Here is a 20505-nt window from a genome sequence, read left to right on the forward strand (position 1 = left end):
TGTATGGAACCATACGGCGAGCATGACCGGCGCCTGCCCGGTGAGATCGTGGAAATTTACCGGCAGCCAGACCCCCGGGAGGTGGTGGAGACCTATATCCGCCCCCTGCCGGGCGTTTCGCGTGTTCGGACAGCCAGGCCCCTCCGGCGGAAAAAGAAGGGCCTGTGGATCTTTTTGGCGGTTTTGGCCGGGACAGCGGTTTTGGCCGCAGCGGCCTGGCTGCTGGAGAGCCGGCGGCCCTATCAGGATCCATTTGAGCAGTATTATGAGGACTTCCTGCCGGAAGAGACCGGCGGGGAGATCACCATCCCCACGTTTCCCACGGGACAGGGGATTGAACTGCCGGTGCTCCGGGAGCACGGCGGCGCCATGACGGCGCAGGAGATCTACCGCCAGGTGAATCCGGCGGTGGTGACGGTCATGGCCGATCTGGGGGAGCATATGTCCGTTGGAACGGGGGTGATCTTTACTGGCGGCGGCTACATCCTTACCAATTACCATGTGGTGGAGGGCGGCAGGGACTGCCTGGTGGCCTTGGACGTGGGCTACAGCTATGAGGCCAGCTATGTGGCCGGAGACGCGGAAAACGACCTGGCGGTGCTGAAAATCGACGAGACCGGTCTGCCCGCCGCCGAATTTGGAGATTCCGATCTGCTGACCGTGGGCGACAAGGTATATGCCATCGGCAATCCCCTGGGCGTGGAGCTGCGGGGGACCCTGACCGACGGCATCGTCTCCGCCATCAACCGGGATGTGGAGGTGGACGGCCGGACCATGACGCTGATCCAGACCAACGCCGCCCTGAACTCCGGAAACTCCGGCGGCCCGCTCATCAATGAATACGGCCAGGTGGTGGGCATCAACGTCATCAAAATGAGCTCGGAATACTCCAATGTGGAGGGCCTGGGCTTCGCCATCCCCACCGCCTCCATGCAGCGCATCGTCAACGATCTGCTGGCCTATGGCGAGGTAAAGCCGGAGCCGGTGCTGGGCGTGATGGTGCACAAGTTCAGCGTTCGTCTGGAGGAGGCCCTATGGGGCCTGGAGGTGGTGGAGGTCACGCCGGATTCCGCTGCAGACAAGGCGGGCGTCCAGGTGGGCGACTTCATTACCTCCGCCAGCGGAGAGACGCTGTATACCAGCCAGGACCTGCTGCGTGTCCGGCGGCTGCACCACATCGGCGACGAACTGGATATGACCGTCTGGCGGGATGGCGAGCTGCTGGAGGTCACGCTGAAGCTGGAGCAGTCCACGGACGATATGAGCGCGGCATCCGGCGGCGGGACCTTTGAGCTGCCGTGACGGCGGATATACAAAACAAACAGTGACCTGTTGTCAGGTCACTGTTTGTTTTCTTTCCGCGGCCAGATCAGGCTGATGCCGGACAGCAGCAGATAAATGCCGAAGGGTTTGCGGAGGATATCCACATCCACCGCCGTGGCGATCCAGGCGCCAAGGGCGGCGGCAATCACCGCCACGGGCACGGCGTTTTTCAGGGCGGGCTTGTCTAGATAGCCGTTTTTGGCATGGCACACCAGAGCGGAGATGGCGGTGGGCAGGAAAAACAGCAGGTTGATGCCCTGGGCGGTCCGCTGGTCCACGCCCAGGAACAGCGTCATTACCAGCAGCAGCAATGTCCCGCCGCCCACACCCCAGGCGGAGATCACACTGGCCCCCAGGCCGCACAAAAAGGGAAGCAGCCAGTCCGTCACAGCAGATATTTCACCCCCGCGTAAAAGAGAAAGGCGGCAAACAGCCATTTTAGAACCGTCGTGGAGACTCTGCCATACAGCTTGCCGCCCAAGGCTCCGCCAATGAAGCCGCCGCAGAGATAGGGCAGCGCTGCCAGCAGCGAGACGCCGCCCCGCCACACATATACCGCCGCGGACACCAGACACACCGGGAAAATAACGCCTACACAGGTGGCGTACAGCTTCCTCTGGGACAGCGCGCCCCACCGGGAGAGGATGGGCAGAAACACCATTCCGCCGCCGCCGCCAAACAAGCCGTTGGCTAGGCCCGCTGCTCCGCCGGCGATCCGCGCCGGCCATTTGCCTGCAGACAAAGCCCCCACCTCCTTGCTGTTTATGTATCCCCATCCCCGCGTCCGCAAACGCGGGAATGAGGGGCCAGTCTGCAGACTGGTGAGGGGGATCGAAAGGGGGAACCGCCCCCTTTACCTCATTTCAGCTTGAAGCTCTGGCAGTCGGTACACTCCACCATGGTGGGATTGGTCTCGTGGGTACCCACCTGGATCTCCGTCAGGCCGCAGTACTGGGTCTCCTGGCAGTGATGGGCGCAGTTGTTCACCGTGCATTTGATGCTCTGGTTAGGGGTGCATTCGCAGCCGCCGTTGGTGCAATCCTTCGTCATGTTCGATTCCTCCCGCATGAAAGATTTTGGCGTTTCGCCGGAGGTAGTGTGCGCAGGCAGACGCGGATTATGTATCCGGCCTGTCGGCACACGAAGATCCTTGCTTTTGGTCCTGATATCATATGGCGTCGGCGGCTCAGCGGCGTATTTTTGTTCCTTTTATCTTCAGTGTTGCTAAAACGGGGTATTGGTGAGTTTACATAATTTTATGTTGACGCTTGGAAGTGGCTATGATAAAATCAGTACAACAAGCTGGAAATTTTTAGAAAGGAGTGATTTTCATGAATACCGACTACGAGTTTTTAGCCGAAAAAGAAGCAATGTGGGCGGAAATGCTTATGCAGGTCTTAAAGAAAAATGATATTCCATATACCGCCATACCGGTATATGGTGTAGGGCTGGTTATGAAAGCAGGTATGCAGGAACGATTGAAAATCTATGTTCCAAGCGGAGAGAAAGCCAGAGCGGAAGAATTACTTGAAGAACTCTTTTCTGAGGGAAACGAGTAAGTCATCATCTGCCGGGCAGTTATCTATGATAGATGACTGCCCGTTTGGATATTTTGGCGAGGGATTTTGAGAACTGGACGGCTGAAAAGCAAAAGGAAGAATTTTTATTTTTGCACAAACGCATGCGAAAAAGACGAAGAGCTATGCTCTTCGTCTTTGCTTTTGCGTTTCAAATCGCCCGCTCAGATCCCCAGCAGCAGCGTGGCGAAGCGGAAATAGATCAGCAGGGACAGAGCGTCCACGATGGTGGAGATGAAGGGCGAGGCCATCACCGCCGGGTCGAAGCCCAGCTTTTCCGCCAGGATGGGCAGAGAACAGCCCACCAGCTTGGCGCACAGCACGGTGCCTACCAGAGTGCAGCAGACCACCAGTGCCACCATGGGCGTTACATCAGGATTGTGCAGCAGCCAGCGGTCCACCAGCATCATCTTCACAAAATTGGCCGCCGCCAGGCAGACGCCGCAGCAGAGGGAGACCCGCAACTCCTTCCAAAGCACCTGGAGAGTATCGGAAAAGCGGACTTCGCCCAGAGACAGGGCGCGGATGATGGCGGTGGAGGCCTGGGTCCCGCTGTTGCCGCCGGTACCGGACAGCATGGGGACAAAGGAGGTCAGGATGGCGCAGGACATCAGCGCTCCCTCAAAGTGGGTCAGGATGATACCGGTGAAGGTGGCGGACAGCATCAGCACCATCAGCCAAGGCGTGCGGGCCTTCCAGGTCTCGAACACGCTGGTTTTCAGATAGGGCTTGTCCGACGGCAGCATGGCCGCCATCTTCTCGATATCCTCGGTGGTCTCCTCCTCGATGACGTCCATGGCGTCGTCCACGGTGACGATGCCCACCAGACGGTTTTCGGTGTCCACCACCGGCAGGGCCAGAAAGTCGTATTTGCTCAGGGCCTGAGCAGTGCTCTCCTGGTCATCCAGGGTCTGGACGGAGATAAAGTTCCGGTCCATGATGTCGCCGATGATGTCGTCCTCCTCCGCCAGCAGCAGCGTGCGAAGGGACAGCACGCCCAGCAGATGGCGGTTGTCATCAATGACGTAGCAGACGTTGATGGTCTCTTTATCCAGACCGGTGCGGCGGATGCGCTTCAAGGCACCCTCCACCGTCATGGCGGCCTTCAGGTCCACGAACTCTGTGGTCATGATGCTGCCAGTGGAGTCCTCGGGATATTTCAGGATCTCGTTGATGCCGCGGCGGGTCTCCGGATCGGAGTGACGCAGGATGCGCTTGACCACGTTGGCGGGCATTTCCTCCACGATATCCACCGTATCGTCCAGATACAGCTCTTCCAGCACCTCTTTCAGCTCCGTGTTGGAGAAGCTGAGAATCAGCAGCTCCTGCTCGTCAGACTCCAGCTCCACGAATACCTCCGCCGCCAGCTCCTTGGGCAGCAGGCGGAACACCAGAGGCACCTTCTCGTCCAGATTGGCGCACAGGGAGGCGATATCCGCCGCCTCCATGGGCAGCAGGAAGTCTCGTAGCTCGGCATATCGTTTTCGGGAGATCAGCTCCTCGATTTTTTCCAATAATTCCGCCCGTTCGTTTTCCAATTCAAACACCGCGCGCGACCTCCTTTCCACTGTCTTTGCAGTCTTTCCCAAAATAAAAAGCCCCACTCGTTCCATCCGGTACAAGTGGAGAAAGTGCGCCTGCCAGGAGGACATGATACAGAGTCCCCCCCCCCAACCGTTCAAGCTTTAGCCTCACAAGGCGGTGAAATCGCGTTAGATGATACCTTCCTGTTCGATATCGCCTGTTCAAACCCTCTGATGATGTCTCCATCACTTCGCGGCAGCGATCCATATCCCTGTGGTAGCCTTACCTACCGGACATATTCGATTACATATTTATATTATGCCAAAAAGACGAGCATGTCAACCCGGACGGACAGAAAGATAAATGGAATTTTGAGACAAAGAAAGCTCTTGTGAGCCTATGGGAAATATGGTATAATATAATATTCCAGTAAAATGGAAAGCCAGCGCGTTTTTATAGAGAAGGGGGACAGGATATGGGGATCCACGACGGACACCGGGAAAAGATGCGGAAGCGCTTTCTGCAAAGTGGACTGGACGCCTTCGCGGACCACGAGGCATTGGAGCTGCTGCTCTATTATGCGATCCCCCGGCGGGACACCAATCCCATCGCCCACGCGCTGATGGAGCGGTATGGCTCTTTGCCGGCGGTACTGTCTGCCCCGGTGGAAGATCTGCGGAAGGTGGAGGGGATCGGGGAGAGCGGGGCGATCCTGCTGAAGCTGGTGCCCCAGCTGACCCGCAAGGCCCGGCTGGCATCCGCAGCCCAGGAGACGGTGCTGAATTCCTCAGAACGGGCGGGGGCCTACCTGATGGAGCGGTTCAGCGATGAGCGGAATGAGGTTATTTATCAGCTCTGTTTGGATCGGAAGGGCAAGCTGATCGCCTGTAAGCGCCTTAGCGAGGGCAGTGTTACCAATGCGGAGCTGAATACCCGTCAGGTGGTGGAAAACGCCATCCTGACCTCCGCCAGTGTAGTGATCCTGTCCCATAACCATCCCAGCGGCCTGGCTTTGCCATCCGAAGAGGATTATGCCGCCACTAACCGCATCCGGGCGGCCCTGGCCGCCATCGGCGTGGAGCTGGCAGACCATATCATCGTATCGGACGGGGATTTTGTGTCCATGGCGGACAGCGGGTATCTGGGCTAAAGGGGACAGATTTCTGGCCCACTGAGAAGAAAGCCAAACAAATGTTTGATTTTTGCGGAGCGATGTGGTAGAGTATGCGGGAGAGGTAAAGACTATTTTGGGCGGAGCCAAAGCGTTTGAACACCGCTGACGCGGCGTGGCGTCTTTAGCCCTTGGCTGATCGCTGCCCGAAATACGAGAACGCTCACGGAGAATAGACGTATGCCGAAATTTGAAGTCGTTTCTGAATATCAGCCCTCCGGCGATCAGCCGGAGGCCATCGCCGCACTGGCGGAGGGCATCGAGAACGGACTGAAGGAGCAGGTGCTGCTGGGCGTCACTGGCTCCGGCAAGACCTTCACCATGGCCAAGGTCATTGAGGCCGTCCAGCGGCCCACGCTGGTGTTGGCCCATAACAAGACCCTGGCGGCCCAGCTCTGTGCCGAATTCAAGGAGTTCTTCCCCAACAATGCGGTGGAGTATTTCGTCTCCTATTACGACTATTACCAGCCCGAGGCTTATATCCCCCACACCGACACCTACATCGCCAAGGATGCTTCCACCAACGAGGAGATCGACCGGCTGCGGCTGTCGGCCACCTGCGCCCTGCTGGAGCGGAGGGACGTCATCGTGGTGGCCTCCGTCTCCTGCATCTACGGCTTGGGCGAGCCGGATGATTTTGCCAATTTGGTAGTATCCCTTCGGGTCGGGGCGGAGTGGGACCGGGACGAGCTGCTGCGGCGGCTGGTGGAGATTCGGTACGAGCGCAACGACATCGCCTTCGAGCGGAACATGTTCCGGGTCCGGGGGGACACCGTGGAGCTGTATCCCGCCTATTACAAGGACCACGCCATCCGGGTGGAGTTTTTTGGCGATGAGATCGACCGTATCAGCGATTTCAACCCTGTCACCGGCGCGGTGAACCGGGTCCTGAACCACATCGCCATCTACCCCGCCAGCCACTATGTCACCACCAAGGACAAAATGGACCGGGCCATCAGCGAGATCCGCCGGGAGCTGGAGGAGCAGGTCCAATACTTTACAGATAACGACCAGTTGGTGGAGGCCCAGCGCATCCGCCAGCGGACGGAGTACGACATGGAGATGATGGCGGAGCTGGGCTACTGCTCCGGTATCGAGAACTATTCCCGCATCATCTCCGACCGGCCCGCCGGGTCGGCCCCCATGACGCTGCTGGACTTCTTTCCAGACGATTTCCTGCTGTTCGTGGACGAGAGCCATGTGACACTGCCCCAGGTCCGGGCCATGTACAACGGCGACCACGCCCGGAAGGACTCTCTGGTGAAGTACGGCTTCCGCCTGCCCTGTGCCTATGACAACCGTCCTCTGAAATTCGAGGAGTTTGAGAGCCGCATCGGCCAGGCGGTGTTCGTCTCCGCGACCCCCGGCCCTTACGAGCGGGAGCGGGCAGACCAGGTGGTGGAGCAGGTCATCCGTCCCACCGGCCTTCTGGATCCCCGGGCTGAGGTTCGCCCTGTCACCGGCCAGATCGACGACCTGATGGACGAGATCCGAGCTCGTGCCGCGAAGAACGAGCGGGTCCTGGTGACCACCCTGACCAAGAAGATGGCAGAGGACCTGACGGAATTTTTCCGAAACGCCGGCATCCGGGTCCGGTACATGCACTCCGACGTGCAGACCATCGAGCGGATGGAGATCATCCGGGACCTGCGGCTGGGGGAGTTTGACGTGCTGGTGGGCATCAATCTGCTGCGGGAGGGCCTGGATCTGCCGGAGGTCAGCCTGGTGGCCATTTTGGACGCGGACAAGGAGGGCTTCCTCCGGTCTGAGACCAGCCTCATCCAGACCATCGGCCGTGCCGCTCGGAACGCCGAGGGCCTGGTCATCCTGTACGCCGACGAGATGACCCCCTCCATGCGGGCTGCCATTGACGAAACGGAGCGCCGCCGCGCCATCCAGGATGCTTTCAACAAAGCGCACGGTATTGTGCCCAAGACCATCATCAAGGGTGTCCGGGAGGTGCTGGAGATCTCCAAGACGGCGGAGGAGGATACCATTCGGGGCCGCAGGAAGCGCAAGCTCACCAATCAGGAGCGGGCCGCCGAGATCGCCAAGCTGGAAAAGGAGATGCGGGAGGCCAGCAAGATGCTGGAATTTGAGTACGCGGCTGTTCTCCGGGATCGGATCATCGAACTTAGAGGAGAAAAATAGTGTTCTTCATTTTCTGAGGTCCTGCCCGCCGGGCAGAGAACAGGTGTTGAGATCGAAAGGAGGCTGGCTATGAAATACGAATGGCTGGATGGATACCTCCTATCCCTTCCTGGGGCGGAGAAGGACTATAAGCCGGAGTGGGCCTGGTTCCGGTACATGATCCGGGGCAAGCTGTTTGCTGCCGTTTGTTCGCCGGAGGCCAAGTACCGGACCTACGGCGGCCACGATCTGGTGAACCTGAAATGCGAGCCGTCCAGGGCAGAGCTGCTGCGGGCGGAGTATCCGGAGATCTTGCAGGGTTTCTATTGTGACAAGCGCACCTGGATCGCCTGCCTGCTGGATGGGGAACTGCCCGGCGAAGTCCTGCGGGACCTGTGTGCAGAATCCCATCGTCTGGTGCTGGAGAAGCTGCCGAAATACGTTCAGCGAGAGATCTTGAACACGAAGGAGAAGTGATTCCATGGCCTTCAGCAGTATGGCGTTTCTGTTCGGCTTCCTGCCCCTCTGCCTGCTGTGCTGTTTCCTGATGCCGGCCCGTCTGCGGACCGGGCGCAACGCCGTTCTGCTGCTGTTCAGTTTGTTTTTTTACGCTTGGGGCGGCCTCCGGCTGCTGCCGGTGCTGCTGACATCCTGCCTGGCGACCTGGGCGGCGGGCCTGCTGGCTGCGCCGGGGCGGAAGCGCCGGAAGGCGGCGTTGCTGGCGGCGCTGGTCCTGGAGCTGGGGATGCTGGGCTATTTCAAGTATACCGGCTTCCTGCTGGGCAATCTGAAGGCTCTGGGGCTGGATGTACCGGTCCCCGCCATCGTGCTGCCTGCAGGCATCTCCTTTTTCATCTTTCAGGCCGTTTCCTATCTGACGGATGTGTACCGGGGGACGGTCCCGCCGGAGAAAAGTCTGTTCCGCCTGACGCTGTACATGGCCTTTTTCCCCCAGCTGCTGCAAGGCCCCATCGTCCGCTACGGCGACTTTGCCCCGGCCCTGACGGACCGGCGGGAGAACAGCGCCGACGCGGCGGCGGGCGCGGTGCGCTTCTGCTTCGGCCTTGCCAAAAAGGTGCTGCTGGCGGACGCCCTGGGACAGATCGCCGACGGGGCTTTTGCCGCCGGAGACCGGCTGACAGTGGCCCTGGCCTGGCTGGGTGCCATTGCCTATACCCTGCAGCTGTACTTTGACTTTTCCGGCTACACCGACATGGCCCTGGGCCTGGGCCGGGTGTTCGGCTTTTGCCTGCCGGAGAACTTCAACTACCCCTACGTTTCCCGGTCCGCCGCGGAATTCTGGCGGCGGTGGCACATCACGCTGTCCTTCTGGTTCCGGGACTATGTGTATATCCCTCTGGGCGGCAACCGCTGCTCTAAAGGACGGCAAGTCTGCAATCTGCTGGCGGTGTGGCTGCTGACGGGCCTTTGGCACGGCTCTGCCTGGAATTTTGTGCTGTGGGGCTTGTATTATGCGCTGCTGCTGATGGGGGAGCGGTTCCTCTGGGGCCAGGCGCTGGACAGGCTGCCTGCCGCCCTGCGGCATTTGTACGCGCTGTTCCTCATCACCATGGGCTGGGTCCTGTTCCGCTGCACCAGTCTGGCCCAGGTGGGGGAGATGGTCTCTGCCCTGTTCGGCTTTGCCCCCGGCGGAGCCTGGAGCGGCGAGGCGCTCTATGATCTCTGCCAGTTCCGCTGGGAGCTGCTGGCGGCCATCCCCGCCGCCCTGCCGGTGAAGAACTGGCTTCAGGGCAGGCTGGCCGCCAAACGGGCCCGGGGGAGCCGCACCGCCGCCCTGGCCCTGGCTCTGGCGCCGAAGGCGCTGGCAGTTCTGCTGCTGGGCCTGTCTGCCGTGCGGCTGCTCAGCTCCACCTTCCGCTCCTTCCTGTACTTTCAATTTTAAGAGCTTATCCGAAATTAGCCGTGCGCCGATCGTGCCGCAGATTTTTCGCCGAACAAGGCGGTTTTCCGCAGGCAGACTGACACCTGGCAAGGGAAACCAACGAAGTCCTGGCGGATAATATGTGGTGCGAGCGGCGTGCGAGTAATTTTGGGATAAGCCCTAAGGAGGACTTGTGATGGGAAAAATGCTCGACCGGGCCTTTCTGGCAGTCCTGCTGGCGGTCCTGCTGGCGGTTCCGGGATGGGTCGCCCTCCGGTCCCACCGGGAGACCACTGCCTATTACGAAAACCGCACCCTGGCGGAGCGGCCCGCCCTGACCTGGACCAGTCTGGCGGACGGCAGCTTCGGTTCCGCCTTTGAGAGCTGGTACTCCGATCATTTTCCCGGCCGCGCGACCCTTTTGAAAATGGATACCAAGGTCCAGATGGATGTTTTGAAGCGCCCGGTGGTCAACGATACCGTGGTGACGGAGCGCGCTCTGCTGCCCTTTATGGCATACGAAGAGCAGTCCCCGGAGGAATACGCCCGGCAGGCGGCGGACATCGCGGAGGACCTGGGAGAGCTGGATGCCCACATCAGGGCCAACGGCGGCAGCTTTTACTATGTGGGCATCCCGGAGCAGCGGGTCTACTTCGGGGAACAGTACCCGGGATTTCTGGCCAGCCATGCCGGAGAATACCAGACGGCGGACGACGCCTTTGCCGCCGCCCTGGCGGGCCAGAACGTCCGCTTCCTGGATATGAGGCAGGTGTATGAGGACCTTGGGAACCCGGCGGAATACTACTCCGCTGTGGACCACCACTACAACTACTACGGCGCCTACGCCGCCTACCGGGCCATTCTGGACACGATGGCGGCGGACGGCTGGCAATTGCCGGTGCTGACGGAGGAGGACCTGGACTTCGTGGAGCTGCCCAACCCCTATATCGGCTCTCGGAACCGGAAGCTCTATAACCTGTGGCCCAACGGGGAAAAGGCAGTCATGGGCGTTCAGAAAGCGCCGGTGGCCTTCACCCGCACCGACAACGGCCAGCCCAGCGAAAAGCCCCTATTCGTCCTGCCTGCGGCGGCGGACCTGCCCACAACCTACAACTTGTATATGGGGGGCGATTTCGGCGAGACGGTGCTGGAGACCGGTCGCCCGGAGCTTCCGGATGCGCTGATCTTCGGCGATTCCTTTACCAACGCTTTGGAGACGCTGCTGTACGCCTCCTTTGACGAGACCCGCATCCTGGACTTGCGGCATTACACGGACAAGAGCCTGAAAGACTACGTCGCGGAGTACCGGCCGGACCTGGTGCTGTGCGTCCAGAACGACACGTTTTACTACACAACCACCGGCAACGGCGCGGTATGGGCTTCTTTTCCTTGAAAGAAAAAGAAGCCAAAAAGAACTTTAACAAGAAACACGACATGAGAAGGTATACGCCATGGAGAAGCAGGAAGCAATGAAAAAAAGCCCCCGGGGGGCTTACGCCGGCATCCTGGCGGCGGCCGCCCTGTGGGGCATGATCGGGCTTTGGAACCGGAGCCTGATGGCTGGGGGCTTTTCCCCCACGGATATTGTGGTGGTGCGGAACTTCGGCGGCATGGCGCTGCTGCTGGCGGTGTTCGCCGTCCGAGACCGCAGCGTGTTCCGTGTGCGACGGGCGCATCTGAAATACTTTTTCGGCACCGGCGTTGTCAGCGTGGTGCTGTTCACCTGCTGTTATTTTACCTGCCAGAAGCTGTGTTCCTTGTCGGTGGCCTCCATCCTGCTGTACACGGCCCCGTCCTTTGTGGTGCTGCTGTCGGCGGTCTTGTGGAGGGAGCCGGTGACAAAGAAAAAGCTGCTGGCCCTGGTCTTGACCCTGGTGGGCTGCGCCCTGGTGTGCGGCGTGTTCGCCGGGGACCTGACCGTGACCCTGCCGGGGCTTCTGCTGGGCCTGGGCGCGGGCTTCTTCTATGCGCTGTACAGCGTTTTCGGCCGTTATGCCCTGGCCCATTACAGCTCCATGACCGTCACGGTGTGGACCTTCATCTTCGCAGGGCCTGCCGCCCTGGCGCTGCTGCGGCCGGCGGAGATGGCGGCGGCGCTGGCCGCGCCCCGCATGTGGCTGCTGTGCCTGGGGCTGGTGGTGTTTTCCACCGTGGCCCCCTACATCCTATACACCTGGGGCCTTTCCCAGGTGGAGGCCGGCAAGGCGGCCATCATCGCCAGCTTTGAGCCGGTGGTGGCGTCCCTGGTGGGCGCGCTGGCGTTCGGCGAGCATTTGGGCCTGACGGCGCTGGCCGGTATTCTGTGCGTCCTGGCGGGCGTGTATATCCTGAGGTGAAGCATGGCAAAAAAGAAAGAGGAAAAGACCAATGTGATGCGGATACTGGATCAAAAGAAGATCCCCTATACCGCCCATTTTTATGAGGAGGGCGAAGGCCCGGAAAACACCCGGGAATACGGCGTCCATGTGGCACAGGCCCTGGGCCAGGACCCTGCCCGGGGCTTCAAGACCCTGGCGGCCCGTGGCGCGTCCAAGGGCGTTTATGTATTCGAGGTCCCGGTGGCGGAGAACCTTGACCTGAAAAAGGCCGCCAAAGCGGTGGGGGAGAAGTCCATCGAACTGCTCCACGTGGCGGAGATCAACGCCGTCACCGGCTATATCCGGGGCGGCTGTTCCCCAGTGGGGATGAAGAAGCAGTACCCCACCGTGTTCCACCGGACGGCCCTGGACTATGACACCATCTACATCTCCGCCGGAAAGATCGGCGCCCAGGTGGAGGTGCCGCCCCAGGCGCTGCTGGACCTGCTGGGGGCCGCCACGGCGGACATCACCGTGGAGTAGGGAAGCTCTGGCCACTCAAAGATAGTCCCAGGTGCAGGCCCAGGGCGAAGGCGTCCACGGACCAGCGGTAGTGGTATTCAAAGAACAGGTCTTCCAGCCGGAGACGGGCCTTTTTGTCCACGGGAAACTCTTCCAGCCGGGCGGCGATCTCTTTTTCGTCATAATCCCGGTCCAGGTCCTGCAAAACCGACGCGCCGTAAGAGGCAAAGAGCTTTTCAAAAAGAGAATTCATGTGCGATACCCCCAAAAATTGACTTTTAATGTCATATATGTATAATATGACATTTGGTGTCAAATGTCAAGGAGAACTTTTATGGAGACACTGGAGATTTTAGGTCAGCGGCTGCATATATTGCGAAAAGAGAAAAAATTGCGCCAAGAGGATATGGCGGAGTTGCTTCAAGTAACGCTCCGGCACTATCACCGCATCGAGCATGGAAAAGTCAACATCCCCACCTTGACATTGTGTGCTCTGGCGGATTATTTTGAAGTGACGACAGAGTATCTGCTGGGCCGGAGCGACCGGCGGTGAGCCGCCCCGCGGCTCCGCGCCGCAGCTGGAATCATTTTTTGAAGGAGAACAGGATTTTTCATGCAGGATAAGATCATCGTCAAAGGCGCCCGCGCCAACAATCTGAAAAATATCGACGTCACCATCCCCCGGGACAAGCTGGTGGTGATGACTGGTCTCAGCGGCTCCGGCAAAAGCTCCCTGGCCTTCGACACCATCTACGCCGAGGGCCAGCGGCGGTATGTGGAGAGCCTCAGCTCCTACGCCCGGATGTTCCTGGGCCAGATGGACAAGCCGGATGTGGACTACATCGAGGGCCTCAGCCCCGCCATCTCCATCGACCAAAAGACCACCAGCAAGAACCCCCGGTCCACTGTGGGCACGGTGACGGAGGTGTACGACTATCTCCGCCTGCTGTGGGCCAGGGTGGGGACCCCCCACTGCCCCAAGTGCGGCAAGGAGATCAAACAGCAGACCATCGACCAGATCATCGACCAGGTGCTGGCGCTGCCGGAGGGGACCCGCATCCAGGTGATGGCTCCTGTCATCCGGGGCAAAAAGGGCGAGCACGCCAAGGTGTTTGAGGACGCCAAGCGCTCCGGCTACGTCCGGGTCCGGGCCGACGGGAATCTGTACGAGCTGGATGAGGAGATCAAGCTGGAAAAGAACAAAAAGCACAGCATCGAGATCATCGTGGACCGGCTCATCATCCGTCCGGACATCCAGCAGCGGCTGACGGACAGCGTGGAGACTGCCGCCGCCCTGTCCGGCGGCACGGTGATCGTGAACCTCCTGCGGGAGGAGCGAGACCTGATGTTCTCCCAGAACTACGCCTGCGAGGACTGCGGCATCTCCATCGAGGAGCTGACGCCCCGCATGTTCTCCTTCAACAATCCCTTCGGCGCCTGCCCCACCTGTACGGGCCTTGGCAGCCAGCTGAAGGTGGATGTGGAGCTGGTGGTCCCGGACCCGAAGAAGTCCATTTTGGAGGGGGCCATTCAGGCCAGCGGCTGGGGGAATATCCGCTCCGACGGCATCTCCCGCATGTATTTTGACGCGCTGTCCAAGAAATACCGCTTTTCCCTGACGACTCCCTGGTGCGAGCTGAGCGACGAGGTGAAGAACATCATCTTTTACGGCACCAAGGGCGAAAAGCTGGAGCTGCACTACGATCAGCCCCGGGGCAAGGGCGTGCTGTACCAACCCTTTGAGGGCATCTGCAACAACATCGAGCGCCGGTACACCGAGACCCAGAGCGACGCCAGCAAAAAGGAGCTGGAGGAGATGATGGCGGAGTGCCCCTGCCCTGCCTGCCAGGGCCGCCGGCTGAAAAAGGAGTCCCTGGCGGTGACGGTGGGCGGCATGAATATCCACGACTATACCCAGATGTCCGTGGTGGACGAGCTGGCGTGGGTCGAAAAGCTGGAACTGACCCACCAGCAGCATCTCATCGCGGACCGCATCCTGAAGGAGATTCGCTCCCGCCTGGGCTTCCTGCAGTCCGTGGGCCTGGGCTATCTGACCCTGAGCCGCAGCGCCGGGACCCTCTCCGGCGGCGAGAGCCAGCGCATCCGCCTGGCGACCCAGATCGGCTCCAGCCTGATGGGGGTCCTGTATATCCTGGACGAGCCGTCCATCGGCCTCCACCAGCGGGACAACGACAAGCTGCTGGCCACGCTGAAGGAGCTGCGGGATCTGGGCAACACCCTGCTGGTGGTGGAGCACGATGAGGACACCATGCGGGCCGCCGATTACCTCATCGACATCGGCCCCGGCGCCGGCATACACGGCGGCCATGTGGTGGCTGCCGGAACCCCGGAGGAGGTCATGGCGAATCCGAATTCCCTGACGGGCCAGTACCTCTCCGGCAAAAAGAAGATCCCCGTCCCGGCGGCGCGCCGCCCCGGAAACGGCAAATTTCTGAAAGTGGTGGGCGCGGCGGAGAACAACCTGCGCCATGTGGACGTAGAGTTCCCCCTGGGGACTTTCACCGCCGTCACCGGCGTATCCGGCAGCGGCAAATCCTCCCTGGTGAATGAGGTGTTGTTCAAGCGCCTGGGGGCGGAGCTGATGCGGATGAAGGTCCATCCCGGCAAATGCAACCGCATCGACGGTCTGGAATACCTGGACAAGGTGGTCAACATCGACCAAAGCCCCATTGGCCGCACGCCCCGGTCCAATCCCGCCACCTACACGGGCCTCTTCAACGATATCCGGGACCTGTTCGCCTCCACCCAGGAGGCCAAGAGCCGGGGCTATGGCCCGGGCCGGTTCAGCTTCAACGTCCGGGGAGGCCGGTGCGAAGCCTGCTCCGGAGACGGCGTGCTGAAGATCGAGATGCACTTTTTGCCGGATATCTTTGTCCCCTGCGAGGTCTGCAAGGGCAAGCGGTACAACCGGGAGACTTTGGAGGTCCGCTACAAGGGCAAAAACATCGCGGAGGTCCTGGACATGACGGTGGACGAGGGCGTAGAATTTTTCTCCGCCCTGCCCAAGCTTCGCAAAAAGCTGCAAACGCTCCAGGATGTGGGCCTGGGCTATGTGAAGCTGGGCCAGCCCTCCACGGAGCTGTCCGGCGGCGAGGCCCAGAGGGTCAAGCTGGCCACGGAGCTGAGCAAGCTGGCCACCGGCAAGACCATCTATATCCTGGACGAGCCCACCACCGGCCTCCACACCGACGATGTGCGCAAGCTCCTGGAGGTCCTCCAGCGGCTGGTGGACACCGGCAACACTGTGGTGGTCATCGAGCACAATCTGGACGTTATCAAGTGCGCCGACTTTATTGTCGACCTGGGTCCCGAGGGCGGCGACGGCGGCGGCACCATCGTCTGTACCGGCACGCCGGAGACCGTGGCGGCCTGTGAGCAGAGCTATACGGGGCAGTATTTGAAAAAAATGCTGGAGAAGTGAGATATGGAACAGCGGGAAGAAACCATTCGCCGTTGGTTCGATATGTGGCTGCGGGGAGAGGACCTGGGGATTCGTTCGATCTTCTCTCAGAACACGGTCTATATCGAGAGCTGGGGACCGGCATATCACGGTGCGGATGAGATCTGTCACTGGTTTACGGAATGGAATACCCGGGGAAAGGTCCTGACATGGGAGATCAAACAATTTTTCCATCGGGACAGCCAGACAGTCGTGGAGTGGTTTTTCCACAACCGCATGAACGACGGCAGGGAAGAGGCATTTGACGGCCTTTCCCTGGTGAAGTGGACGGCAGACGGCAAAATCGCGTTTTTGCAGGAGTTTGGCTGTAATCTGGAACGGTATGATCCCTATGCGGATGGTCCTGTTCCGAAATTCCAGGATAAGGCCGCTCTGTGGTTTTGAAAAAGCTGGATCGAAGGAGGGACCGTCATGCCCTGGTGGATTCTGACACTGTTGAACACGGCCTTCTGGCTGGGCCTGCACTTTGGTTTCGCGGGCCTTGTGACGCACCTGCCTCCGGCGGTCCAGGCCCGCAGATTCGATCACCGGCGGCCCCGGTTCACTGTGAGCGCCGGAGAGATGCGCTTCTACCGCCGTATCGCCCTGCCCAAGTGGAAGGACCGGCTGCCCCAGTGGAACAATGACTTCGACAAGCGGCACCTGCGGAAGCAGATGTCTGCGGAATATCTGGAAGAATTTATTTTCAACACTTGCCGGGCGGAGGTTATCCACCTGGGCATTGCATTGCTGGGCTGGCTGTCCCTGCTGTTCTGCCTGCTGTGTGAGGACCCGGCGGCCAATCTGCCGCTGTTCGCGGCTATCGCCGCCGTCATCGGCCTGTGCAACCTGCCCTTTGCCATGATCCAGCGGTATAACCGCCACCGGCTGGAAAAGCTTTTGTATACCTGCCGGAGGACCGGCAGACTGTAACATGATAAAAAACGCTCAAAAGAAAGTTGAGGATCACCTATGTCAACCATCAAAAATGTCGCCATGATCACCGTCTGCGGCCGCCCCAACGTGGGCAAATCCAGCCTGACCAATGCCCTGGTGGGCGAAAAGGTCGCCATCGTTTCCAACAAGGCCCAAACGACCCGGAATCGCATCTACGGCGTGGTGAACCGAGAGGATACCCAGTATATCCTGCTGGACACCCCTGGCCTCCACAAGCCCAAGTCCGCCCTGGGGGACTACATGGTGAAAGTGGTCACCTCCAGCCTCAGCGATGTGGACTGTGCCCTGCTGCTGGTGGAGCCGATCCCCCATGTGGGCGGCCCGGAGCTGGCGCTGATCCAGCGCATCCAGGAGGAACACATTCCCGCCATCCTCTGCATCAACAAGATCGACACTGTGGAGCCGGCGGCGCTGCTGCCGGTGATCGCGGCTTACAACGAGGCCTGGGACGGCTTTGACGCCATCATCCCCATCTCCGCCCACAGCGGCAGCGGCCTGGATGATCTGATGAAGGAACTGTGGAAATACGCCAGCGAAGGCCCCCAGCTCTTTCCCGACGGTCAGACCAGCGACCAGCCGGAGCGGCAGGTCATGGGCGAGCTGCTGCGGGAAAAGCTGCTGCTGTGTCTGGACAAGGAGATCCCCCACGGCACCGCCGTGGAGATCACGAAATTCTCCGAGCGGGACTCCGGCATCATCGACGTGGACGCCACCATCTACTGCGAAAAGGCCAGCCACAAGGGCATCATCATCGGCAAGCAGGGGGCCATGCTGAAAAAGATCAGCTCCCTGGCCCGCCATGACATGGAGAAATTCATGGGAACTAAAGTCTATCTGGAGACCTGGGTGAAGGTCAAGGAAAATTGGCGGGATAACGTGAATTATGTAAGATCTTTTGGCTATCATGATGACTGACAGATAAAAAGAAGCCTGCCAAGGCCAATTTTCCGCGAGCGGAAGCGAGCCGCGCCGTCAGGCGCGTATAAGCGTTTTGCGGCGCAAAACCTTAGAGCGGGCGGGCTTCGCCTGGCCGCTCAGGTCTGATTCTGGGGCCCCCATAAAATGGAGGATTTTATGGGGCAAATTGGCAGGATAACGTGAATTATGTAAGGTCTTTTGACTATCATGATGACTGACAGATAAAAAGAAGCCTGCCAAGGCCAATTTTCCGCGAGCGGAAGCGAGCCGCGCCGATAGGCGTGTGCAGGGAGCATGCGATGAAGAAAGCAATTTTATATATCCACGGGAAAGGCGGAAACGCTTTGGAAGCGGAGCGGTATCGGGAAAGCTGGCCGGACTTCACCGTGACTGGCGTCGATTACCGGGGAGAGTTCCCGTGGCTGGCGGGGGAGGATATCCGAAGGGCGTATGACCTTCTGCGGAAAGAGCATACACGGATCACTGTTCTTGCCAACAGCATCGGCGCATACTTTGCGATGCACGCTCTGGAAGACCGGGAAGTGGAAAGAGCGCTTTTCATATCGCCCATATTGGATATGGAGCGGCTGATCCTGGATATGATGAGCTGGGCGCATGTGACGGAGCGGGAGCTTCGGGAAAAAGGCGAGATCCCCACGGAGTTTGGCGAGACGCTCTCTTGGTCATATCTGCGCTTCGTTCGGGAGCATCCGATTCGCTGGAAGCCCCATACGGAAATCCTGTATGGGGATGGCGACCATTTGACGTCCCGGGAGACGGTGGAGGCTTTTTTGAAAACGCATGACGCCGCACTGACCGTTATGAAGGGCGGCGAGCACTGGTTCCACACGGAGGCGCAGCTTGCCTTCCTGGATGACTGGATGCGGAAGGCGCTCTGACAGCTTCCAGCCTGCCCGCATTTTTCCATCCATATTTTTCGACGATTTCCGCAGACTAATCCCAAAAGGAGGTCTGCCCCATGGAATCCGAGCCTTTCTGGGAATTATTCTGCATGACCGGTGAGCCGCTGGCCTATATGCTGTACCGGTCCATTGAGGGGGACAGGGAGCTGCCGCCCCTGCTGTGATCCGTTCCGGGGCGTGCCAGCGGCCGCGCCCCTACATAGGGGAAATACGAGGGGAGGGACTGGCTTGCCGTCCACGCCGTACATCGTCATCCGGGGCGTCGTTCTGCGGGAGACTGAGACAAAGGAATCCGACAAGATCCTGACGCTGCTGACAGCGGAGCGGGGCAAGCTCTCCATCATAGCCCGGGGCGCCCGGCGGAAGAGCTGCAAATACGCCGCCTGCGCCCAGTCCCTGGCGTATTCTGAGTGGACGCTCTACCAGAAGGGCGACTGGTACTATGCCAACGAAGGCTCTACCCTGGAGCTTTGGAACGGCCTGCGGACCGATCTGGATGCGCTGTCTCTGGCCTTCTACTTCGCGGAACTGACGGAGGCTGTTACCACCGAGGAGACTCCGGCTTCGGAGCTGCTGCGCCATCTGCTGAATGGGCTGTATGCCCTTTCCACCTTACACAAGCCGCCGACACTGGCGAAGCCCGCCTTCGAGCTGAAGCTTCTATGCCTGGCAGGCTATGAGCCGCTGGCGGACAGCTGCGCCTACTGCGGCTGTCCTGCCCCGGAGCAGCCTCTGCTGGACGTGGTCCACGGTGTGCTCCGTTGTCGGAACTGCGGTGTCAAGGAAAGCGCCTTGTCAATGCCCCTGTGCCGGGATTCTCTGGCGGCCCTACGGCATATCATTTACGGGGATCCCAAGCGCCTGTATGCCTTCCGCCTGGGGGAGGAGCCGCTGCGCCGGCTCTCCGCCGCAGCGGAGGCCTTCGCCGCGGCCCAGTTGGAGCGGGGTTTCAAGACATTGGATTTTTACAAGAGCCTGCGGCCGGCGGAAACGATGTCGAAATAGGATACATTTTGTATATTTCTGGCGGATTTATACAAAAAGGAGAGAATTATGGCGGAAATTACCTTTGGCGCTTATCGTCTGTTGGTGGACGTGGAGACTACCCGGGCCTATTATGATGCCCATCCGCTGCCGTGGATCACCTGTGACTGCGCCGGATGCCGTAACTTTGCCCAGGCGGTGAAAAACCTGTCCCGACCGGTGCGGGAGGTTTTCGATACCTTGGGCATAGACCCGGAGAAGCCGGGGGAACTGGACTATTATCAGGGTACGGCGGAAATGCTTTCCGGCGGTGGGTGGTATCATTTGGCTGGGACGATCCTGGAGGGAGCCGCCGGGCCGGGAGAACGTGAGATGTTCCCGGCGGGGTGGTACGAGGTGGATGAAAGCTTTTCCGTGGCCTTTCGAACAGAGTGCTTTCTGCTACCGGAGGATTTTCCAAGGCCCTGCTTCCAGATGGAGATCAACCACCGGCTGCCCTGGCTGCTGAAAGAGAAGAATCCCTACTGAGAACCCGTATGCACAACCGTTGGACACTGGATGGGCGGGTCTTTTTCCGCCTGGACTGCGTCGATTTCCCATGCCATACGACAGTATGCCTGCGGAAAATCTCCTTGCCTGACGAAAAAGTTCCCTCGTCCATCCGGCATCCCCCGGTTATGAATACGGGTTCTAAAAGGGCGGCTTGGCCTTTGAAGCTCCGCCCATACACTTTCGGACGGGGCCAGGTCGTTCTCCGCGGCTGCTGCCCTTGTCCACTGAGAGTATCCACTCTGAATATCTCGCCGGTCTCAAGCTCTGAGCACCGTTTATAGATAC

At 59.9% G+C, this 20505-nt stretch carries 22 protein-coding genes and 1 riboswitch; of the genes, 17 read left to right on the plus strand and 5 right to left on the minus strand.

All coding sequences use genetic code 11. The features are described 5' to 3' along the window. The first annotated feature begins 3 nt into the window (after positions 1–3). Entirely contained in the window at positions 4–1302 is a 1299-nt protein-coding gene (locus Q0Z69_RS08110) for a S1C family serine protease (protein ID WP_298031891.1), read from the plus strand. Positions 1303–1340: 38 nt separating this feature from the next. Here Q0Z69_RS08110 and Q0Z69_RS08115 read toward each other — a convergent pair whose 3' ends face one another. The 3 genes from Q0Z69_RS08115 to Q0Z69_RS08125 all read right to left on the minus strand — a co-directional run bounded on the left by Q0Z69_RS08115 (position 1341) and on the right by Q0Z69_RS08125 (position 2373). Beyond that, positions 1341–1712, minus strand: coding sequence for a sulfite exporter TauE/SafE family protein (locus tag Q0Z69_RS08115; protein WP_298031893.1), 372 nt, complete (start codon positions 1710–1712; stop codon positions 1341–1343). Beyond that, positions 1709–2065, minus strand: a complete 357-nt coding sequence (locus Q0Z69_RS08120; protein ID WP_298031895.1) for a TSUP family transporter — start codon at positions 2063–2065, stop codon at positions 1709–1711. The genes Q0Z69_RS08115 and Q0Z69_RS08120 overlap by 4 nt, the downstream gene beginning before the upstream one ends. A gap of 116 nt (positions 2066–2181) precedes the next feature. Next, positions 2182–2373: a DUF1540 domain-containing protein gene (locus Q0Z69_RS08125; protein ID WP_298031896.1), complete on the minus strand. Its 192-nt coding sequence runs from the start codon at positions 2371–2373 to the stop codon at positions 2182–2184. A gap of 281 nt (positions 2374–2654) precedes the next feature. On the opposite strand from Q0Z69_RS08125, the gene Q0Z69_RS08130 reads away from it, so the two are divergent. Next, positions 2655–2882 (plus strand): hypothetical protein, encoded by a 228-nt coding sequence (locus Q0Z69_RS08130; RefSeq protein WP_298031898.1) that lies wholly within the window; start codon positions 2655–2657, stop codon positions 2880–2882. A gap of 182 nt (positions 2883–3064) precedes the next feature. On the opposite strand, the gene mgtE is transcribed toward Q0Z69_RS08130, so the two are convergent. Further along, a complete protein-coding gene (gene mgtE, locus Q0Z69_RS08135; protein WP_298031901.1) occupies positions 3065–4447 on the minus strand; it encodes a magnesium transporter in 1383 nt (460 codons plus the stop codon). A gap of 115 nt (positions 4448–4562) precedes the next feature. Beyond that, positions 4563–4725, minus strand: a riboswitch (M-box (ykoK) riboswitch). A 174-nt stretch (positions 4726–4899) separates the two neighbouring features. On the opposite strand from mgtE, the gene radC reads away from it, so the two are divergent. The 7 genes from radC to ybaK all read left to right on the plus strand — a co-directional run bounded on the left by radC (position 4900) and on the right by ybaK (position 12447). After that, entirely contained in the window at positions 4900–5574 is a 675-nt protein-coding gene (gene radC / locus Q0Z69_RS08140; RefSeq protein WP_298031903.1) for a DNA repair protein RadC, read from the plus strand. A 201-nt stretch (positions 5575–5775) separates the two neighbouring features. Then, on the plus strand, positions 5776–7746 hold the full coding sequence (gene uvrB / locus Q0Z69_RS08145) for an excinuclease ABC subunit UvrB (RefSeq protein ID WP_298031906.1): 1971 nt from the start codon (positions 5776–5778) through the stop codon (positions 7744–7746). Positions 7747–7815: 69 nt separating this feature from the next. Then, complete coding sequence (locus Q0Z69_RS08150) at positions 7816–8202, plus strand: MmcQ/YjbR family DNA-binding protein (RefSeq protein WP_298031909.1); 387 nt, start codon at positions 7816–7818, stop codon at positions 8200–8202. Positions 8203–8206: 4 nt separating this feature from the next. Continuing rightward, positions 8207–9628, plus strand: a complete 1422-nt coding sequence (locus Q0Z69_RS08155) for an MBOAT family protein (protein WP_298031912.1) — start codon at positions 8207–8209, stop codon at positions 9626–9628. 175 nt (positions 9629–9803) lie between these two features. Further along, complete coding sequence (locus Q0Z69_RS08160; protein WP_298031915.1) at positions 9804–11000, plus strand: alginate O-acetyltransferase AlgX-related protein; 1197 nt, start codon at positions 9804–9806, stop codon at positions 10998–11000. Between the two features lie 58 nt (positions 11001–11058). Then, positions 11059–11943: a DMT family transporter gene (locus Q0Z69_RS08165; protein ID WP_298031918.1), complete on the plus strand. Its 885-nt coding sequence runs from the start codon at positions 11059–11061 to the stop codon at positions 11941–11943. 3 nt (positions 11944–11946) lie between these two features. Further along, positions 11947–12447: a Cys-tRNA(Pro) deacylase gene (gene ybaK / locus Q0Z69_RS08170; protein ID WP_298031921.1), complete on the plus strand. Its 501-nt coding sequence runs from the start codon at positions 11947–11949 to the stop codon at positions 12445–12447. On the opposite strand, the gene Q0Z69_RS08175 is transcribed toward ybaK, so the two are convergent. Then, positions 12434–12679 carry a hypothetical protein gene (locus Q0Z69_RS08175; protein WP_298031925.1) on the minus strand — a complete coding sequence of 82 codons (246 nt, stop codon included), beginning with the start codon at positions 12677–12679 and terminating at the stop codon, positions 12434–12436. The two genes, ybaK and Q0Z69_RS08175, sit on opposite strands and share 14 nt — an antisense overlap. A gap of 81 nt (positions 12680–12760) precedes the next feature. Between Q0Z69_RS08175 and Q0Z69_RS08180 the strand changes: the two genes are divergently transcribed. The 8 genes from Q0Z69_RS08180 (at position 12761) to Q0Z69_RS08215 (ending at position 20196) form a co-directional block, all read left to right on the plus strand. Then, on the plus strand, positions 12761–12979 hold the full coding sequence (locus Q0Z69_RS08180; protein WP_298031927.1) for a helix-turn-helix domain-containing protein: 219 nt from the start codon (positions 12761–12763) through the stop codon (positions 12977–12979). A gap of 60 nt (positions 12980–13039) precedes the next feature. Beyond that, positions 13040–15868 carry an excinuclease ABC subunit UvrA gene (gene uvrA, locus Q0Z69_RS08185; RefSeq protein WP_298031928.1) on the plus strand — a complete coding sequence of 943 codons (2829 nt, stop codon included), beginning with the start codon at positions 13040–13042 and terminating at the stop codon, positions 15866–15868. Positions 15869–15871: 3 nt separating this feature from the next. Further along, complete coding sequence (locus Q0Z69_RS08190; protein ID WP_298031932.1) at positions 15872–16291, plus strand: nuclear transport factor 2 family protein; 420 nt, start codon at positions 15872–15874, stop codon at positions 16289–16291. Between the two features lie 27 nt (positions 16292–16318). Further along, positions 16319–16819, plus strand: a complete 501-nt coding sequence (locus Q0Z69_RS08195) for a hypothetical protein (RefSeq protein WP_298031934.1) — start codon at positions 16319–16321, stop codon at positions 16817–16819. 39 nt (positions 16820–16858) lie between these two features. Continuing rightward, positions 16859–17758: a GTPase Era gene (gene era, locus Q0Z69_RS08200; protein ID WP_298031937.1), complete on the plus strand. Its 900-nt coding sequence runs from the start codon at positions 16859–16861 to the stop codon at positions 17756–17758. A gap of 302 nt (positions 17759–18060) precedes the next feature. Next, positions 18061–18660, plus strand: coding sequence for a carboxylesterase (locus Q0Z69_RS08205; protein WP_298031941.1), 600 nt, complete (start codon positions 18061–18063; stop codon positions 18658–18660). A 252-nt stretch (positions 18661–18912) separates the two neighbouring features. Continuing rightward, a complete protein-coding gene (gene recO, locus Q0Z69_RS08210) occupies positions 18913–19689 on the plus strand; it encodes a DNA repair protein RecO (protein WP_298031944.1) in 777 nt (258 codons plus the stop codon). 48 nt (positions 19690–19737) lie between these two features. Beyond that, complete coding sequence (locus tag Q0Z69_RS08215; RefSeq protein WP_298031947.1) at positions 19738–20196, plus strand: hypothetical protein; 459 nt, start codon at positions 19738–19740, stop codon at positions 20194–20196. The last annotated feature ends 309 nt before the right edge of the window (positions 20197–20505 follow it).

Source organism: uncultured Dysosmobacter sp. (assembly GCF_947631165.1).
Taxonomy (GTDB): Bacteria; Bacillota; Clostridia; order Oscillospirales; family Oscillospiraceae; genus Oscillibacter.

What these genes read in the sequence shown, in the direction of transcription:
- Q0Z69_RS08110 (WP_298031891.1), top strand. Translation starts at nt 4, where the DNA reads ATGGAACCATACGGCGAGCATGACCGGCGCCTGCCCGGTGAGATCGTG.
- Q0Z69_RS08125 (WP_298031896.1), bottom strand. Translation starts at nt 2,373, where the DNA reads ATGACGAAGGATTGCACCAACGGCGGCTGCGAATGCACCCCTAACCAG.
- Q0Z69_RS08130 (WP_298031898.1), top strand. Translation starts at nt 2,655, where the DNA reads ATGAATACCGACTACGAGTTTTTAGCCGAAAAAGAAGCAATGTGGGCG.
- radC (WP_298031903.1), top strand. Translation starts at nt 4,900, where the DNA reads ATGGGGATCCACGACGGACACCGGGAAAAGATGCGGAAGCGCTTTCTG.
- uvrB (WP_298031906.1), top strand. Translation starts at nt 5,776, where the DNA reads ATGCCGAAATTTGAAGTCGTTTCTGAATATCAGCCCTCCGGCGATCAG.
- Q0Z69_RS08150 (WP_298031909.1), top strand. Translation starts at nt 7,816, where the DNA reads ATGAAATACGAATGGCTGGATGGATACCTCCTATCCCTTCCTGGGGCG.
- Q0Z69_RS08155 (WP_298031912.1), top strand. Translation starts at nt 8,207, where the DNA reads ATGGCCTTCAGCAGTATGGCGTTTCTGTTCGGCTTCCTGCCCCTCTGC.
- Q0Z69_RS08160 (WP_298031915.1), top strand. Translation starts at nt 9,804, where the DNA reads ATGGGAAAAATGCTCGACCGGGCCTTTCTGGCAGTCCTGCTGGCGGTC.
- Q0Z69_RS08165 (WP_298031918.1), top strand. Translation starts at nt 11,059, where the DNA reads ATGGAGAAGCAGGAAGCAATGAAAAAAAGCCCCCGGGGGGCTTACGCC.
- ybaK (WP_298031921.1), top strand. Translation starts at nt 11,947, where the DNA reads ATGGCAAAAAAGAAAGAGGAAAAGACCAATGTGATGCGGATACTGGAT.
- Q0Z69_RS08175 (WP_298031925.1), bottom strand. Translation starts at nt 12,679, where the DNA reads ATGAATTCTCTTTTTGAAAAGCTCTTTGCCTCTTACGGCGCGTCGGTT.
- Q0Z69_RS08180 (WP_298031927.1), top strand. Translation starts at nt 12,761, where the DNA reads ATGGAGACACTGGAGATTTTAGGTCAGCGGCTGCATATATTGCGAAAA.
- uvrA (WP_298031928.1), top strand. Translation starts at nt 13,040, where the DNA reads ATGCAGGATAAGATCATCGTCAAAGGCGCCCGCGCCAACAATCTGAAA.
- Q0Z69_RS08190 (WP_298031932.1), top strand. Translation starts at nt 15,872, where the DNA reads ATGGAACAGCGGGAAGAAACCATTCGCCGTTGGTTCGATATGTGGCTG.
- Q0Z69_RS08195 (WP_298031934.1), top strand. Translation starts at nt 16,319, where the DNA reads ATGCCCTGGTGGATTCTGACACTGTTGAACACGGCCTTCTGGCTGGGC.
- era (WP_298031937.1), top strand. Translation starts at nt 16,859, where the DNA reads ATGTCAACCATCAAAAATGTCGCCATGATCACCGTCTGCGGCCGCCCC.
- Q0Z69_RS08205 (WP_298031941.1), top strand. Translation starts at nt 18,061, where the DNA reads ATGAAGAAAGCAATTTTATATATCCACGGGAAAGGCGGAAACGCTTTG.
- Q0Z69_RS08215 (WP_298031947.1), top strand. Translation starts at nt 19,738, where the DNA reads ATGGCGGAAATTACCTTTGGCGCTTATCGTCTGTTGGTGGACGTGGAG.